Origin of the sequence: Sporosarcina koreensis (genome assembly GCF_042655825.1) — a bacterium.
Taxonomy (GTDB): Bacteria; Bacillota; Bacilli; order Bacillales_A; family Planococcaceae; genus Sporosarcina; species Sporosarcina koreensis.
This window is the reverse complement of sequence record NZ_JBHSNP010000027.1, coordinates 234,107-251,021: the sequence shown is the minus strand read 5'-3', so window position 1 is coordinate 251,021 and position 16,915 is coordinate 234,107. Positions and strand designations below refer to the sequence as shown.

12 protein-coding genes are annotated in these 16,915 nt (G+C 46.7%); 8 read left to right on the top strand and 4 right to left on the bottom strand.

Translation table 11 applies throughout. The features are described 5' to 3' along the window. Window positions 1-96: 96 nt before the first annotated feature. Entirely contained in the window at window positions 97-1,647 is a 1,551-nt protein-coding gene (locus ACFPTP_RS13850; RefSeq protein ID WP_381445933.1) for an NlpC/P60 family protein, read from the bottom strand. A 466-nt stretch (window positions 1,648-2,113) separates the two neighbouring features. Further along, on the bottom strand, window positions 2,114-3,850 hold the full coding sequence (locus ACFPTP_RS13845; RefSeq protein WP_381445931.1) for an ABC transporter ATP-binding protein: 1,737 nt from the start codon (window positions 3,848-3,850) through the stop codon (window positions 2,114-2,116). A gap of 119 nt (window positions 3,851-3,969) precedes the next feature. On the opposite strand from ACFPTP_RS13845, the gene ACFPTP_RS13840 reads away from it, so the two are divergent. The 6 genes from ACFPTP_RS13840 (at window position 3,970) to ACFPTP_RS13815 (ending at window position 12,543) form a co-directional block, all read left to right on the top strand. After that, the gene (locus tag ACFPTP_RS13840) at window positions 3,970-5,388 is read left to right on the top strand and encodes an ABC transporter permease (protein ID WP_381445929.1); all 1,419 of its coding nucleotides are present in this window, start codon (window positions 3,970-3,972) and stop codon (window positions 5,386-5,388) included. Window positions 5,389-5,401: 13 nt separating this feature from the next. Next, window positions 5,402-6,898 (top strand): ABC transporter permease, encoded by a 1,497-nt coding sequence (locus ACFPTP_RS13835; protein ID WP_381445927.1) that lies wholly within the window; start codon window positions 5,402-5,404, stop codon window positions 6,896-6,898. A 62-nt stretch (window positions 6,899-6,960) separates the two neighbouring features. Next, window positions 6,961-8,775, top strand: coding sequence for an ABC transporter substrate-binding protein (locus tag ACFPTP_RS13830; protein ID WP_381445925.1), 1,815 nt, complete (start codon window positions 6,961-6,963; stop codon window positions 8,773-8,775). Between the two features lie 407 nt (window positions 8,776-9,182). Further along, window positions 9,183-10,142 (top strand): hypothetical protein, encoded by a 960-nt coding sequence (locus tag ACFPTP_RS13825; RefSeq protein WP_381445923.1) that lies wholly within the window; start codon window positions 9,183-9,185, stop codon window positions 10,140-10,142. A gap of 18 nt (window positions 10,143-10,160) precedes the next feature. Continuing rightward, window positions 10,161-11,939 (top strand): hypothetical protein, encoded by a 1,779-nt coding sequence (locus ACFPTP_RS13820; RefSeq protein ID WP_381445920.1) that lies wholly within the window; start codon window positions 10,161-10,163, stop codon window positions 11,937-11,939. A 16-nt stretch (window positions 11,940-11,955) separates the two neighbouring features. After that, entirely contained in the window at window positions 11,956-12,543 is a 588-nt protein-coding gene (locus ACFPTP_RS13815; RefSeq protein ID WP_381445918.1) for a class D sortase, read from the top strand. 187 nt (window positions 12,544-12,730) lie between these two features. Here ACFPTP_RS13815 and ACFPTP_RS13810 read toward each other — a convergent pair whose 3' ends face one another. After that, window positions 12,731-13,372 carry a metal-dependent hydrolase gene (locus ACFPTP_RS13810; RefSeq protein ID WP_381445916.1) on the bottom strand — a complete coding sequence of 214 codons (642 nt, stop codon included), beginning with the start codon at window positions 13,370-13,372 and terminating at the stop codon, window positions 12,731-12,733. A gap of 209 nt (window positions 13,373-13,581) precedes the next feature. On the opposite strand from ACFPTP_RS13810, the gene ACFPTP_RS13805 reads away from it, so the two are divergent. Both ACFPTP_RS13805 and ACFPTP_RS13800 read left to right on the top strand, forming a co-directional pair. Then, window positions 13,582-13,845, top strand: a complete 264-nt coding sequence (locus ACFPTP_RS13805; protein ID WP_381445914.1) for an excalibur calcium-binding domain-containing protein — start codon at window positions 13,582-13,584, stop codon at window positions 13,843-13,845. Window positions 13,846-14,082: 237 nt separating this feature from the next. Beyond that, window positions 14,083-15,720, top strand: coding sequence for an SWIM zinc finger family protein (locus ACFPTP_RS13800; RefSeq protein ID WP_381445912.1), 1,638 nt, complete (start codon window positions 14,083-14,085; stop codon window positions 15,718-15,720). A 317-nt stretch (window positions 15,721-16,037) separates the two neighbouring features. On the opposite strand, the gene ACFPTP_RS13795 is transcribed toward ACFPTP_RS13800, so the two are convergent. Next, window positions 16,038-16,904 (bottom strand): YitT family protein, encoded by an 867-nt coding sequence (locus tag ACFPTP_RS13795; RefSeq protein WP_381446078.1) that lies wholly within the window; start codon window positions 16,902-16,904, stop codon window positions 16,038-16,040. Window positions 16,905-16,915: the final 11 nt, after the last annotated feature.

Sequence of the window (16,915 nt, the reverse complement as noted above, 5' to 3'; positions counted from 1 at the left end):
TATAAAGGATATAGTTTTCATAAAAATTGTTAAATTGCACCATCCATGGGTGGGTGTGGAGTTAAAGATTAAAAAGAAAACTACAGACAATCTCAATCAATTTGAAGGCAGGTATCTGCGCGAACCGGAATAATTCTTCTTATATAATGGCGTGTCAATTGAAATGATTTCGATACTACGGGAAGAGTTCGGGGCATGGATCATCTTCCCTTCGCCAATGTATATCGATACGTGATACACCGCTCCCTTTCCGCCATTGTGTGCAAAAAACATAAGATCTCCGGGTTGCAGCTGACTGCGGCTAACTGCTTTTCCGTGAGTCGCCTGAACGAAGGAATCACGTGGTATAAGGATTCCGTGGTTTTTATAGACGGAATAGATGAGGCCTGAGCAGTCAAAGCCATAGGCGGAAGTTCCGGCCCATACATAGGGAAGTCCTACATACTGTTTGGCGCTAGCGATAATGTCTTTTGCAGTCGGTTTTGGAATAGCGGCGTAATTCTCGTGTACTTTGGCGTCCCGCTTCAACATGAATTTTGTATCGCCTTCCACTGTTAATACTTCTAGAAACTGCCCATGATCTGCAACGACTGGCAAGATAGTCGTGTAACTAACATCCATCCATTTCTGATTGTCATCCCATTTCGCCATGTTGTAGAGCGTGGCTATCTTTGCATCCACAACAGCAATGGGGCAGTTCGTGTTATTGATAGTGGAGGCGGCGACGTGCGATTTAGGAATCCAACCTTCATAGCCGTTCTTATGTCCGGTTTTCGCTTGATCTTTTATGGCGATATAATGCCAGTTCCCACTCGATCTTATAATCTCGACTGGATCCCCATATAACGCCTGTGTGTCCGTTTTTCCTATAAGCCAATGCTTTTGGGGGATTGTCAATTGGGAGGACCATTTCTTCATATCCGGTTTTGCTTGGATTGAAATCTCATCTATAGGACGCGTCTTGCCGGGCACATGCCATACGTTCGTTACGGGCACACTTATTGCGTAAGATTTTTTGCTTTCCTTTGAATAGCAGGCAGGACGCTGTCTGAATTCCGGGTTCAGGATTCTAGCTAAAAAAGTGCTGAAATGCCCTTTTGTCAATGAAGCGGTCGGCTTGAAAGTTCCATCCGTATACCCGAAAGTAATTTCATTTTCTACAAGAATACCGATTGCATCACTCGCCCAATAGGATGCAGGGACATCGTGGAATAGTTTTTGTGAATTACCTTCTAACTTGAATGCGGCAACCAAGATGGACGCGGCTTGTGCCCGAGTCAACTGAGCTTTGGGCATGAACTCCTGGTTTGCATTTCCGATCATGAATCCCGCGGTTGCTGCCGCCTGGATGATCGCATAAAATTCATCCTCCGGGTTAACATCAATGAAATCGACATCGGGTAACCCTTCCGTCTCCAGCCCTAACGCCTTTACAATCATTTCAGCCGCTTCAATGCGCGAAATCGTATTGTTTACGCCGAATGATGGTGCTTCTGTCAGAATCCCATTGCCGACAAGGTATTCAATTTCCTTGCTTGCGGAATGGGTGAGGGGGACATCTGGATATGTAGGGGCAGCGGCATGAACAGAAACGCTTGCCAAGAACAAACAAACCGCCAAAAATAGGCCAACCATCGTTTTTTTCAAAGCGCAGTCTCCTTTTCTCGTTGATAGTAGTTGCACCAAAGGATTATCAGGTAGGTATACTGTGAAAAAACAGGGAGTTTTTCAGTTGTCGTATTTCTTTTATATTGGGAAGAGTTTGAAAGTTATTTAGTTACAGTCTACCATAAAGTGGTACCCACTTTCGATACAATCCTGCATTCAAACAGGTGCCTGTGCAGTATACTATTCAGTTAATTCACTACAATTGCATAATCGGGAAAAGGAAAGCCGTTCATTTAGTCATTTCATTGGCTTGCGTTTGAATTTGTATACATAATATTGAATAGTCATAAATGCGTCCTGCACAGGCACCGGGACAATTCAGTTTATTAACTACAATTGTATATAAGAAAAGAGGAAGCCGATGACAGCAACAAGTCATTGGCTTCCTCGCGTATTTTTACCCGGAATGATGAATTGTCATAATTGAACCATGCACAGGCACCTTTTACATAGCGACCCAATGTCCCTTTGATACTTCTACTAATTGAGCGTTGTGGAGGTTGTATCGGTCGCTTGTTGTTGCGCCTTCTTCAGGGAGGCGGCGCTGTTTGTTTGCTTCGACGCGTGGGTCGGGAATCGGGATGGCGGAGAGCAAGGATTTTGTGTATGGGTGCAGTGGATTGCTGTACAGTTCCTCGCTTTCCGCTAGTTCGACGATTTTGCCGGCGTACATGACGGCGACCCGGTCGCTTATATGTTTCACCATCGACAGGTCGTGGGCGATGAATAAGTAAGTGAGGCCTAGCCGGTGTTGCAAGTCCTCTAATAGCTCGACGATTTGTGTTTGGATTGAAACATCGAGTGCGGATAATGGTTCGTCGCAGACGATGAAATCTGGTTCTACTGCCAAGGCGCGGGCGATGCCGATTCGTTGGCGCTGGCCCCCTGAAAATTCGTGGGGGTACCGCATGGCGTGCTCCGGTTTGAGGCCGACCATTTCGAGCAGTTCTTCCACTCTCTTTTTCCGTTGCGCCTTCGTTTGACTTAGCTTATGGATATCAAGCGCCTGCCCGATAATGTCGAGCACTTTGAAGCGCGGGTTCAGAGATGAATATGGGTCTTGGAAGATCATTTGCATATGGCGGCGCATTGTTTTCATTTCATTTTTCGATAACCGGTTAACAGCGATCCCTTGGTAGAGGACGTCGCCTGATGTCGGTTCATTTAGCCGTAGGATGGCGCGGCCCGTCGTCGATTTGCCCGATCCGGATTCGCCGACAAGTCCTAACGTTTCCCCGGGGCGGATATAGAAGCTAATATCATCGACCGCTTTCAAAACCTCACCTTTTCCGCTGTCGAAATGCTGCCGCAATGAATCCACTTGCACGAGTGGAATCGTCGTGTCCACGCCTGCCTTTATATGTGGAGGAAGTTTCGGTTTCTTCTTTTCATCAAGGCGGGGCAATGCGTTTAATAGTTTTTTCGTATACGGGTGCTGTGGGTTTTCGAATATGTCGATCGTCGTCCCCGCCTCGACAATTTCCCCGTCTTTCATGACCGCGACACGGTCGCACATCCCCGCCACGACACCGAAGTCATGCGTGATCAGGATGATGGACGTGCCGAAGCGCTGCTGCATGTTCTTCATCAAATCCAAAATCTGCGCTTGAATTGTCACGTCCAGTGCTGTCGTCGGCTCATCTGCAATGAGGAGGGACGGCCTGCACGCGAGCGCGATGGCAATCATCACCCGCTGGCGCATACCGCCCGAAAATTCGTGAGGATACTGGGTAAAGCGCTTTTCACTGTTTTTAATTCCGACAAGCTTCAGCAGCTCGATCGCTTCATTCTTCGCATCTCCTTTCGATAACCCCCTATGCTTCACTAGGCTTTCCGCAATTTGTTTTCCTACCCGTATAGTCGGATTAAGAGAAGTCATCGGGTCTTGGAAAATCATGCCCATCTCTTTTCCGCGAATGCTTTCCATCTCTTTTTCCGTCTTCAAAGAGAGGTCTTCTCCTTGGAATTCGATTGTTCCTTGCTTCATATAGGATGGAGGGGAAGGGAGCAGCCGCATGATGGACCGCGCAGTGACGCTCTTTCCGCTGCCTGATTCCCCGACAATACCTAACGTTTCCCCTTTCTTCACTTCAAAACTTACGCCGCGGACAGCATCGAAATCCTCTTCCCTTCCGGCGAATGAAACATGCAGATCCGTCACGCGCAACACTGTATCCGACATTCAAAATCCCCCTATCGGTCATCAAAATGAAAATTCTTAAATTGACAACATCTTTTTGTTTGAATATAGTATAGTATACCGATAGGAATTATACAATATAGGGGAGGAGGGGACTACGGATGAAAATTGGCGTTTCTGCCTTGCTCAAGAGAACGGTCCTTGAGGCGCATAAAAGGGCATTGTATCGGTTCCTGCTCTATTTGACAGGGTTGCCTCTCCATTTACTTGTTTATCTCTTTTATTTATTGAAGAGGAAAGACGATACATACGAAGCAACAATAGCAGAAGTAGAGCGGGAGCTTTCTGATGGCAGACGCAACGAATATATAAAAGAGTACGAGGGCCAACTGCTGCGAAAAGCGGCATTCTTCCAAGAAAAGAGAAGCCGTGAGGAGATTCGCAGAGAGGCTGAAAAGCTTGCGGACGAACGGCTCAAGGATGAGGTTATACTCAGGACCGATGAACGGCTTGCGCAAATCGGTACAAAAAAGGAGACATATTCCGCATACTTCCTGTCTCTCCTTGAACGGCCGCTATTCCTCGTCGCCTCGCTAGTGCCGGGCGTCGTCATGTATGTTTGGCTCTTGCTGATCAGCAATCCGTTTTTGAAATACATTATGGAACGGCTCGTACAAAGCGTGTTCGTAATCATCGGGGTAGGGATACTTGTTTTTTCCATTCTTTATATTTCGCCTTTTGACCCCGCTTCCAACATCCTCGGTGAGTCGGCGACACCGGAGCAGATTGCCGCGTTCAATCGAATCCATGGTCTGGACCTGCCGTATTTGCAGCAACTATGGAATGCATTGAAAGGGATTGCGTCGTTCGATCTCGGCTCATCGTTTGCGGGAAGTGAGGATGTGGCGTCGAGCATTGCAAATAAATTCCCGATTACGTTTACGATTGCAATGTTCTCCGTCCTCATGGCAATCGTCATCGCCATTCCGGTCGGCATTTTGTCTGCGACAAGGCCGAATTCGTTTTTGGATACGACGTTCATGTTCATCGCGCTGATCGGCTTGTCGATTCCGAATTTCTGGCAAGGGCTTATCTTCATCTTGAATTTCTCGATCAAGCTCAATTGGCTGCCTGCTACTTATAGCCCGGGAAATGCTTTGTCGATGATCATGCCGGTTGTCGTGCTAGGAACGGCGCTCACTGCTTCGATTGCAAGGATGATGCGGTCGTCATTACTGGAAATCATTCATGAGGATTACATTATTACGGCGCGTGCAAAAGGGCTGACAAAAAGCCAGATGCTTTGGAAGCATGCGGTCGGGAATGCGATGATTCCGGTCATTACCGTCATCGGTCTGTTGTTTGGCGGCATGCTTGGCGGGGCCGCTGTGACGGAGAAGGTGTTCAATATTAAAGGGATCGGAAGTTATATCGTGGATAAGCAATTTATTCCAGATATCCCCGCCATTATGGGGGGCGTTGTCTATATCGCGATTACGATTTCGCTCGTGAACTTGCTGATCGATATTTTATACGCATTTCTCGATCCGCGTATCCGTTCGAAGATGAAACAATCATAAAGCAGGTGTAAAGATGGAAGATAAGCTTAACAATCGGCATGCATTGGTTTTATCAAAGGAATACCCGCAAGCGAATTTCACATGGATCATTTCATTGATCATCTCGGCGGTCTTCTTGGTGAACAGTTTCTCGTTCAAAACCGGGGAAATGAATACGTTTGTGTTTGCCTTGTTCATGGCCTATTTGGCAACAAGTCTTTGGCAGGTATTCATGACGCGGAGGATGAAGGAGGATTTGCTGCACCATGGCGCGATTCAACAAAAGACCCGAAGGCTTGGGTATGTGCAATTGCTTAGTTTATTGACGGGGAACGTCTTCGCAGTTGCGTTCGCGTTCACGATCATCAATAAACGAAAGACGCCGGAATACACATTTGCCGTGTATATGTTTTTGACGCAACTGTTCGTCATCGCGATTTCGGCAATGAATATTTTCAAACCATATGTAACGGATACGTTTCCTTTTGCGATGGTCGTGTTGCTTGCTATTGCCGTTTTCGATATTGCGGTTTTGATTATCGTGGCAAGGTCGGTGGGGGATTTGGAAGCTCCGAAATCGATGGCGATTGTTGGGGGCATCGTCCTTCTCACTGCAGTGACGGGCAATCTTTTCGCGCTCGTTTTAGGATGGAGCTTGTTGTTGAAATCAATGAGCAATGATCGTTCGCGGATTTTGAAATGGAATGTGATGTGGGAGAAGATTACGCGAAATTCGACAGCGGTTTTGGGCATGTTTTTCATTATCCTCATGCTGACGATTTCAGTTGTGAGCCGGTTCACGTTCGATTATGATCTAGCAGTCGAAAATGATTATGGGAACATTTTGCAACAGCCAAGCTTGGCCTATCCGTTCGGTACGGATAATTTCGGGCGAGATGTATTTTCGCGAATTGTTTTCGGCGCACGGATTTCGTTGATCGTCGGATTTGCATCGACGGTAATTCCAGCGGTTATCGGTGGATTCCTTGGTGGGATTGCCGGTTATTACAGCACCCGGACGGATAATGTGATCATGCGATTGCTCGATGTGCTGTACGCGATTCCGGGGATTTTGCTTGCGATTGCGATTATCGCGGCTTTTGGTGCCAACACGGTGAACTTGATCATCGCGCTCAGCGTCGGGTCGATTCCGACATATGCCCGGACGATGCGGGCGAATGTGTTGATGGTGTCGAATTATGATTTCGTCGATTCGGCTCGCGCGCTTGGCACTTCTGATTTATCGATCATCTTCAGGCAAGTTGTGCCGAATTCAATGGCACCGATGATCGTCAAGTCGACGTTGACGATTGGCGGGGCCGTCATTGCGACGAGCAGTTTGAGCTATTTAGGGCTTGGCGTGGAGCCGCATATTCCGGAGTGGGGGAATATTTTGCGGGTCGGAAGCACGTATTTGGAATCCCATTCGTATTTGGCGGTTTTCCCGGGGCTTGCCATCATCTTGCTCGTCCTTTCCTTTAACTTTTTAGGGGATGGGTTGAGAGATGCGCTTGACCCGCGGCTTGATTGAAAGTAGTTCTGGTTTTCGTTTTGGTGGAATGAACATAGATAGAAGGAAAAGGAGATTTGATTATGGGAAAAAGATTATTGGCCGTATTACTTGCACTTGTTGTCGTGTTGGCAGGCTGTGTGAAAACGAAGTCGGATGTTTCCGGTGAAAAGGATGGCGGAGAGACAAAAGGCGGCGGTGGTTCAGATAAAGTGACGATTGAGTTGCTTGGAACGAGCGCTGGCGAGGAAGATATGAATATTGTCCGGGATCAGCTCATTAAAAATGGGTTTGACGTGAAATTGAATATCCAGCCTGATTATGGCAGCTTCAAGGCGCAGCGCGATGCTGGGAATTACGATATTGCGCTATCGAGCTGGACGACTGTGACGGGGAATCCGGATTACGCGGTCCGTTCTTTATTCAAATCGGACGGTGATAATAGCAATATTAATGATTCTGTGGTGGATGAATTGATTGAGAAAGCGAGCACGGAGACGCCTGATGAATTCAAGGAGACGTATAAGCAGCTTGAACAGCAGATTGTCGGAGAGAAAGCGTATATTGCGCCGCTTTATATTTCATTCAAAGCGCAAGGGGTCAATAAGGATGTGTTGAACCCGGATACGGTCCGCCTTGCAAAATCGAGAGCGATCGCATGGGAGACAATTGATTTCAAGGATGCATCAAAGCGCGATGCGGACGCATTAATTACCCAACAGGCGATCGGTTCGTTGACGTCCCTTGACCCGATCAAAGGGAATGACGGCTCGATCAATACGTTGAATACGAATATGTACGTGCGCCTCGTCAATTTGACGGATGACGATCAAGTCGTATCGGAAGGTTCGCTTTCTTATAATTACGCAATTGGCGAAGGGAATAAGGATTATTACTTCATTCTCCGCGATGACATCAATTTTGCGAAAGTGGCGGATGGAAAAGCAGTTGATACAGGAGAGCGCGTCGGTGCGGATGATGTCGTATTTTCATTGAACCGCGCGAAAGATAGGGATTCCGTGCCGGATCACCGGACGTACAGCTTGCATGAGAGCATGAAGAATATCGAAGTTGTGACGGATCTTGCGGAGCTTGAAGACGCAAAGCTGTCTAGCGGCGAAGGGTCGGTTCTTGAGGCTCTTGGGGAAGGGCTTGAATCCGATATTACGGAGCTTGTTGGAGATAAAACTGCAGCGGACAGCAGTGCAGGGAAATACCAAGTTGTAAAAGTGACGACGAACGAGCCGTTCCCGCAAGTGCTGAACTATTTGGCGCACCAATCTGCCGGGATTGTGTCGAAAAAGCAAGTGGAGAGCATTAATACGTACGATGTGGCGGCGTTTGATGTGAATAAGGATATTCCGTACGGTGATCAGCGCACAGTGACGGAAGGCGCGAGCTATGACAACCATCTGTATGCGAGCGGTCCATATATTCTTTTAAAGAAAAACGATTACCAAGCAGACTTCGTGAAAAATCCGGCCTACCGTGCCGGCAGCGAATTCGAACCGAAAATTAGCAGCGTTACCGTTCGTTTCATTGAAGATGCGGACAGCGCGTTATCCGCATTGCGCAACGGGGAAATCCATCTCTTCAACGGCGTACCGGAAACGAAATATGAGTTAGTGGAGAATGACGATAAACTCGTCTTGCAAAAGAACGATAGCAACGCGGTCACTTACTTGCTCTTCAACGCATCCGACCGTGACGTTGCGAAAAGCGAAAACTTACGGAAAGCCGTTCTCTACTCCATCAACCAAGACGAGTTCTTGAATTATTACCAAGGGAATAAGAAAAAAGCCTATTCCACAGTAAGCCCATTAGTCGACACAGGCAACGAATTAGTGGCCGATCCGGCCAAAGTGAAACAATTCCTAGCGGATTATCAAGCGGAATAAACTTTCCAAACGGTGCCTTCAAACGGTGCCTGTGCAAGACACTATTCAGTTTATTAACTACAATTGTATTATGCAGAAATGAAAAGCCGATCAGTTAGTCATTTGATCGGCTTTTCTTTGCATGTGTATACGTACTGTTGAATTGTCATAAATGTTTCTTGCACAGTCACCGGAACAATTCAGTTTATTAACTACAATTGTATAATGCGGAAAAGGGAAGTCGCCAGATCAGGTTTTGGTTGACTTCCCTATGTGTTTTTATACTTGAAGGCGAATAGTCATAAATTCACCTCGCACAGGCACTGACACAATTTGGTTGGGAATGTTTACCTTTTTGACATTTGGGTACGTGTAAAGGAGATGGGGTGTTTTGAAATAAATGGATGGTTTCAAAGGAGGTGACTTATGTGAGATGGGTATTTATCTGCGCGAGCCTCTTGTTTTGCTTGTTTGTTGCTCCAGCTGCTGTCGCTTATGCCGAGGATGGCGGGGATGGAAACGGTCCTATGTCTGGCGTGTTGAAGAAGGTTGAATCGACGGTGACAGAGACGACGGAATCGGTTGGTAATGTCATCGGCTCGGAAACGGTTGAATTTGTCGAGGGAACGTTGGAGAATGTCGTGACGGTTGTTGAGAAAACAACGGCGGAGACGGTACAAGCTTCATCTTCGGCGGTGACGGGGATCGTGGAGAAGTTGCCTGAGATTCCTGTTGCTGCGCCAGTATTGGATGAAGTGAGTCAGGTCGTCAATAAGACAACTGAGAAGGTGAGTGAATCCGTTGAAAGTGTCGGAGTTGAAGAGACGGTTGATGCAATCGAAAAGATCGCCGAGACTCCAAGACTTCCGCGAACGGATGCGCCGGATATCGATGTTCAACCTGACGAAGTGATTGAGCCTCCAGTCAATGAGACCCGACAAGGCGTAGAAAATGATGAGTCGACTTCTATGATTGAGTCTCCTGAAATTCCTGAACCCACTGATCCGATGGTGGATGAAGAAACGATTTTCATTTCAAATGAAGTGTCTCAACAAACTGCCGTTCATCCCGTGAATCAAGTATCTGAAGATGCAAAAATGAAAGCACCGGCTGAACAGGGTCCACCATTGATTCCTATCCAATCCGATACGCAATGGGACAGGTTTCCGGTTGCCATCACTACGGGAACAACATCGGTCATTTCTCCTTTGGTAACCCATGGCGGGAGTGCTGATGTTGTACCGGGAATCGTTGATGGTTTTACAATGGTGCACAATCTATCAGGCAGGCCGTGGGTTCATTCCGACGAGCATATGAGGATCCAATGGGTTCACGCACCACCCGGCCAACCGCCACAATCTAATCCTTTTTTACAAGCAAAAAAGTAAAAAAGGAGAGGAAACGAAATGCAAACTAAATTGATGAATATGGGTGTCCTAGCGGTTGGTCTAACTGTGGCGCTTGTTTTTTCGCCTTCGAATGCCGCCGCGTCCGAAGACGATTCGATTGTTGACGTGAGTGTGTTTAGCCAAGAGGACGGAAAGTCATCGGTGCTTGATGTGGAAATGCTGGATGGTCCGATTGTCGGCGATGTTAGCGTGACGATTCCATCGGAGTCAGATGAGGAGCCTGTCGCATTGGACACTGTTGAGATAAGTGACGGTGTTTTGGATGATTTGGATGTAACGGTGCTGGAGAAAAACGACTCCAAAGCATCTGTGGCGACAGTCAAGGTGGAATCGACATTGACGGATGATGCGACGGTTGACGTTGTTTCCGGAGAAAGGACGCCGGAAACTGAGGTTTCAAATGCATTGGCCACTATAGAGTTAAAAGACGGCGATATGGATGATTTGGATGTAACGGTGCTGGAGAAAGCCGACTCTAAAGCTTCTGGGGCGACGGTCGAAACGGAGTTGACATTGACGGGCGATGTATCGGTCGACGTTTTATCGGGCGAAAAGACTGCGAACACATTTGTAGGCGGAGTGGTTGAAGCGAATGTGGAAGACCTGTCGGTGCTCGGCGGGACGCATGTCGGGGTGTTGGATGAACACGTGACTGCTGATGAGGAGGGACAGTCCTTTTCATCAGGTTTGATTCAAGCCGATCTCAATGCAGGTCTGCTGGATGATGCCTCCGTCGATGTGTTGTCGGCGGAATATGCGGCAGATGAGTCGGCAGAGCTTGAACTGTCCACTGTTGTTGATATTTCCATCGATGGCGATGAGGCGGTTGTGGATAATCTGGGCGTTTCTGTTTTGAAGAGTGAAGAATCTGAAACTGGAGCGAAATCTTCACTTGCTTCCGTCGTATTGGAAACCCCGGTGACGGATGATTTGATTGTGGACGTGGCTTCGCGTGATAGAACGGACGGCTCATTCGACGGCGGTCTTGCCGAAGTGAATGGGGAAGACGTGCCGTTGCTTGGCGAAACGCATGTCGGTGTGTTGGATAGGCATTTGGAAGCCGATGAGGAGGGGGAATCCCTTTCCGCCGGCTTGATTCAAACAGATCTAAATGAAGGTTTGCTTGAAGATGCGTCTGTCGGTGTGCTTGTTCAGAGGATGGCAGCGACTGAGGACGGCCAATGGGTGACTGAAAGCGGTGCTAGATTGGCTGTAGGATTGCCGTCGACGAATAATACGATTTCTGGAGATGTGTTGACAAGGGAGCGGCAGTTCACGATTCAGATGGATGGCAGCGTAACTGCTCCTGGGGAGGATAGCGGTATGGAGGTTCCAGGAAGTGCTGATGAAGCGGGTTCAAATGAGAGTGGGCATGATCAAGGAACAGCCACGCCCCCTGCAAACGAGGGGAATTCCGGAGACAGTTTCGGCAATGAAGACGATGGGACAACGAATAATAATGCTGGTGGGAATGATGCCATGGATGAAGCAGAGCAGGAATCTATCGCAGGGAATGGCTTGTCAGGTGATGTTGATGCGGATTTCGGCTCCAGAACAGGTGACTTAAGTGGAATTGCCGATGCATCTGCACTTCTTGGTAAAGGCCAATCCAGTTTCATGAATAGCCTTGCGATGAATGGTGCGGATTCACGTTCTTCATTGCCAAAAACAGGCGGATTTTGGGATGGAAAACGGTTGGCATTCCTTGCGCTGATTCTCATGGTGACGGGGTTTGCAATGCGGCGAATGGGAAAGTTGAAGATGTCGGCAGCGTGAAAGCGGTGGTTGACAGATGAAGCGGATATTGAACTGGCTTGGAACGCTGCTCATCGTTGCCGGTCTTGTGCTGTTCGTTTGGCTCATGAACGGCAAGGCAGAAAGTGAAGAGCACCAGCAAGAATTGATGGATGCATTCCGTTCCGTGCAAGTCATGGAGGAGACGGTCGAGTTGCTTGAAAAGGAAACCGATGCCACCAAACTTGATGGAATGGAAGGCATCTTATCAATCCCGGCAATTGACCTGGAAGCGCCGGTCATGCACGGCGCGGATGCAGAGACGCTTAACCGATCCCTCGGGGCCATCGAAAATATGGACCTGCCCGGCGAAATGGGCGGAAGCTATGCCATTGCCGGGCACCAGGCCCATGTTTTCGGCAAGTATTTCAATCGGCTGCATGAAATGAAGGTAGGCACGGAGTTCACATTCCAAACAGGTGAAGGAGAGATGGTCTTTAAAGTCTTCGACATTAAAATTGTAAAGCCTCACGAAGTCGATGTACTTGAACCAAAGGAAGGTATGGCGCTTATATCTCTCATCACCTGCTACCCCGCGCATTCCAACGAATATAGACTCGTCGTGCAAGGGGAGAGGATTGATTGAGAATTGTTTGAGAATTGTGTGGGTGCCTGCGCGGCACACTATTCAGTTTATTAACTACAATTGTATATTACTGAAAAGGGAAGTCTTCCAGATCGGATTCTGGTCGACTTCCCTTTGTATATTAATACTTTCAGTTGAATTGTCATAAATGCGCCGTGCACAGGCACCGGAGCAATTTGGACACAATTCACCATTCTTTATTCCAGAATGGGAGAAACCATTTCACGCCTCGGCGGTTCATGGGCAAGAGTTTCATGTCTGCAATCAAGTGGCTTGCGTACCCGGCTATGCCTGCAGCGAGCAGCCCTTCGAACGCCCACTCCTGCTGTAAATGATTCAAAATGAACGCATAAAATGCTAGGCCGAGAAACGAGTGGGTGTAGGATCGGTGCGGAAGGAATGAGGCGATGACAATATAGCTTCCAGCTAGCAAGATACCGATTGATTGATGCATCACAATTCCTAGCCACATCACCATGACGCCCGTTAGCGTCAACATTCTTCTTTGTGTAATAAATTGCGATACGATGAAAAAGAGCAAGCCGATTCCTGCATATAAAAGGATGGAGGGACTAAAGCCTGCAGTGAAATACTGATAGATAATCGCGACTAAAATGCCGATTCCGACGAACTGCATTAGCCACTGAGTGATCTTTTTTGAAATGGTGATCCGGTTGCTCGCCACTCCATTTGTGTCTAGGTCGGGGACGAGTGCTGACACTCCGCCGACCAAGGAGGAGATTGCGATGGTATATAGGTCAGGCTGCACCTGATACCCTGCAATTGCTCCGACGGCGGCTCCGATTGCTGCGTGTGAACTTCCTTTCATCTGTAAACCTCTCTTGTTGTGTAATCTATTTATTATCCCTTATTAGGGAGAGGGGAGGCAATGGGTGGATGATAACACTTGTTTGTTTTATGGTGGGTATAATGGTAGAAAGCTATTGAGATTAATAGTTGATTAATGAAAATTCGTATAGCTTAATTAGAATTTCGTGTTACAATTATTTGCAAATAATTGTAATTGGAGAGATGAAAATGAAAAGGATTTTAACAGGACTTATTGCTATGTCCCTTGCATTCCTAATTGCCTCAATGCCAATCCACTCAGCCAACGCCGCCCCTGCGAAGTTCAAAAACTGCACCGAATTGAATAAAACGTATCCAGGCGGCGTAGCCAAAAATGCTAAAGTTAAAAACGTAGGCGGAAAAACAAAGTACAAGCCTTTCGTGTCGGCTGAAATCTATAATGTGCACAAAGGGATGGACCGCGACAAAGATGGAATTGCGTGCGAACGGTGAAAAATAGGTGCTTGTGCAAAATACAATTCAGTTTATTCGCTACCATTGTATATTTGAAAATGGGAAGTTAATCAAATCATCATTTGATTAGCTTCCCTTCTTATTTATATACATATTGGTGATTGTCATAAATGCTCCTTGCACAGCCACCAACACGAATTTAAAAGGACTTTCTGGATGGGTGTCGTATTAGGTATAGTAGAGGTAGGTGTGGGAATAAGGTGAGGGGGAAGGGCGATGAATCTTTATGATTTTGAAGAGGCGGTAAGCTCCACTATCGTCGATCGCGGTTTTGAATATTATGAAGCGGGTTTTGTTGCCGAGCTTGCGCGCGTGGGAAACCGTAGATATACAGCGGTCGTTAAGGGGGCGGACATGTACGAGATTGCCGTCGAGCTTGATGAAGAGGGCAATATCCTTTCGTCTTACTGTGATTGTCCGTATATTATGGGAATGGTTTGCAAGCATGAGGTTGCCGTTTATTATGAGTTGATTGACAGACTGAAAGATGAAGATTTTCCCAAGGAAGCCAGTGAATTGGATTTGAAAGTGATCCTTGAAAATCTGTCCAAAGAAAAGCTGGTTGATATTCTGATCGATTTGGCAGAAAATGATCCGGTATTACATAACGGGTTGCTTTTCAACTACTCCGTCTACGATGATGTGAAGTGGGAAATTGATCGCTGCAAGAGGTTGGTGGACGCGATTATCGAGAAATATAGTGGCAGAGATGGGTTTATTACATATAAAAATGTTGGCGACTTTACGGAAGAATTGACTGGTGTCCTACATAAAACAGAGAGATTGAATGATCCTTTGATTTCCTTTGAAATTGCACGGATGCTTTTGAGTGAAGGGATGAAGGCCTTTCAATATGCGGATGATTCAAATGGCGATATCGGTTATTTAATAGATGTAACGATCAAAAAGATGTCTGCGATTGCGCATGAAACATTAGAATGGAATGAACAAACCGAGTTGCTGGATAAGCTCATTCATTTATCGAAATCCGATATATTTGAAGGCTGGGATGACTTCCGAATTGACGTACTTGCCATCTGTATGGAGTTTGCAGGAAATGAACAGATGCGTAAGAGATTGATGAATGAATTGGAAACAATGATCGAGGATTCGTCTGCAAATGATTATGGCCGGTATGCAAATGAACGGATCCACAACTTGATGTATGACATCATTGAATCCTACGGCACGACGGAGGAAGCAAGGCAATTCTTACAGGAGAATTTGAACTATCCAACATTTCGGAAACGGTTAATGCAATATGAAATGAAGGCCGGAAACTTTGAAAACGTGTTGGCACTAGCGTCTGAAGGGGAGAGATTGGACAAGGACTATCGTGGCTTGGTGGCGCGGTGGAAGAAATGGCGCTACAAGGCGTATCGACATTTGAAATCTATTGAAGAGCAAATGAAAATAGGTCGTGAATTACTGATAGAAGGAGAATTTGAATTTTATTGGGAATTAAAGGATCTAGTATCGGAGAAGAAAGCTTTTTATGAAGAAATGAAGCAAGAATTGGCAGTGAAAAATAAATTGATGTTTGTTAAGCTCATTGAGGCCGAAAATGACGTTGACTCCATCCTTGAATATGTCCGTGAGAATCCTTCATTGGTCGAGCATTATTGGAAATATCTTGTAGGGTCGCATAAAGAAGAGGCGATCCGGCTGTTCGAATACAAAGTGAAAGTGGCCGCGGAAAATTCATTCAACCGCAAAGAATATATTCAAGTGTGCCAACTGCTGAAGCGCTTTGGGAAATTAGCCGGACGGGAAGTCCAAATGAAAGTGGCGGGGGAGCTTGAGCAGACATACAAAAATCGTCCAGCATTTCTGGATGAACTGGCGAAGCTTTAAATCGTTGCTTAAGGCGGTGCCTGCGCAGTACACAATTCAGTTTATTCGCTACAATTGTATATTTAAAAATAGGAAGATAATTAAATCGTTATTTGATTAGCTTTCCTTCTTATTTATATACATATTGGTGAATTATCATAAATGTACCTTGCACAGGCACCAACACAATTCAGTTTATTTACTACAATTGCATAAATAAAAACATGGAAGCCGATCAAGTCAACAATTGATCGGCTTCCATTTGTATTTATATAAATCCCAATGAATTGTCATAAATGTACCTTACACAGGCACCCACACAATTCCCACACAATTCGTTAATGGATATTGCGCTTGCTGAAGTTGCCGCCGCGGACTTCGGCGACTTCGTAGACGGTGACGAATGCGGACGGATCGATTTCGAGGATGATTTCCTTCATTTTGCTATCTTCCAGCCGGTTGATGATGCATGTGATTTCCTTGAACTGTTCGTGGGAATAAGCACCTTGAACGATGCTGTACGTCGCGCTCCGGCCAAGACGGTCGCGGATGGTTTCTACCATATCTTCTGGCTCATTCGTAATGATTTTATACATCTTGGAACCGCTCAGCCCCTCTTCGACAATGCTAATCACTTTGGTCGCGATATAATAAGCGATTGCGGAGAGGAAGGCGCCTTGGAGTCCGAAAACAGTCGAGACGATTGCGAAAACGAAGACGTTCAGGAAGAGAATCAAGTCACTCGTACCGAAGGGCATTCTTCGGGAAAGCAAGACAGCCAGCATATCGATTCCGTCAAGTGCGCCCCCGTTTCGTAACGCCAGACCCATTCCGAAACCGAGGATAATTCCGCCAACGACTGTGATCAATAGCGTATCGCCGTGAATGATCGTCGGTACATGGTGCATCAAGCTCGTGCTGATCGCCAGTGTGGAAATCCCGAGAACGGAGAAAAGGGCAAACGTTTTCCCGATCTGTTTGTACCCTAAAAATATAAAAGGAATGTTCAAGCTTGCAATGAGAAGACCTAGTGGAAAGCCGAATAGTTCTGATCCGACGATACTTAGACCTGTCACACCTCCATCAGATACCTTGTTCGGAATCAACACGGATTCCAACCCGTAAGCCGCAATGACTGCTCCAAGCATAACCATTGCGCCGCGGGCAAACAACTTCCATATAGGCGCTTTCTGTTGTGTTTTCATCATTCGTCGTT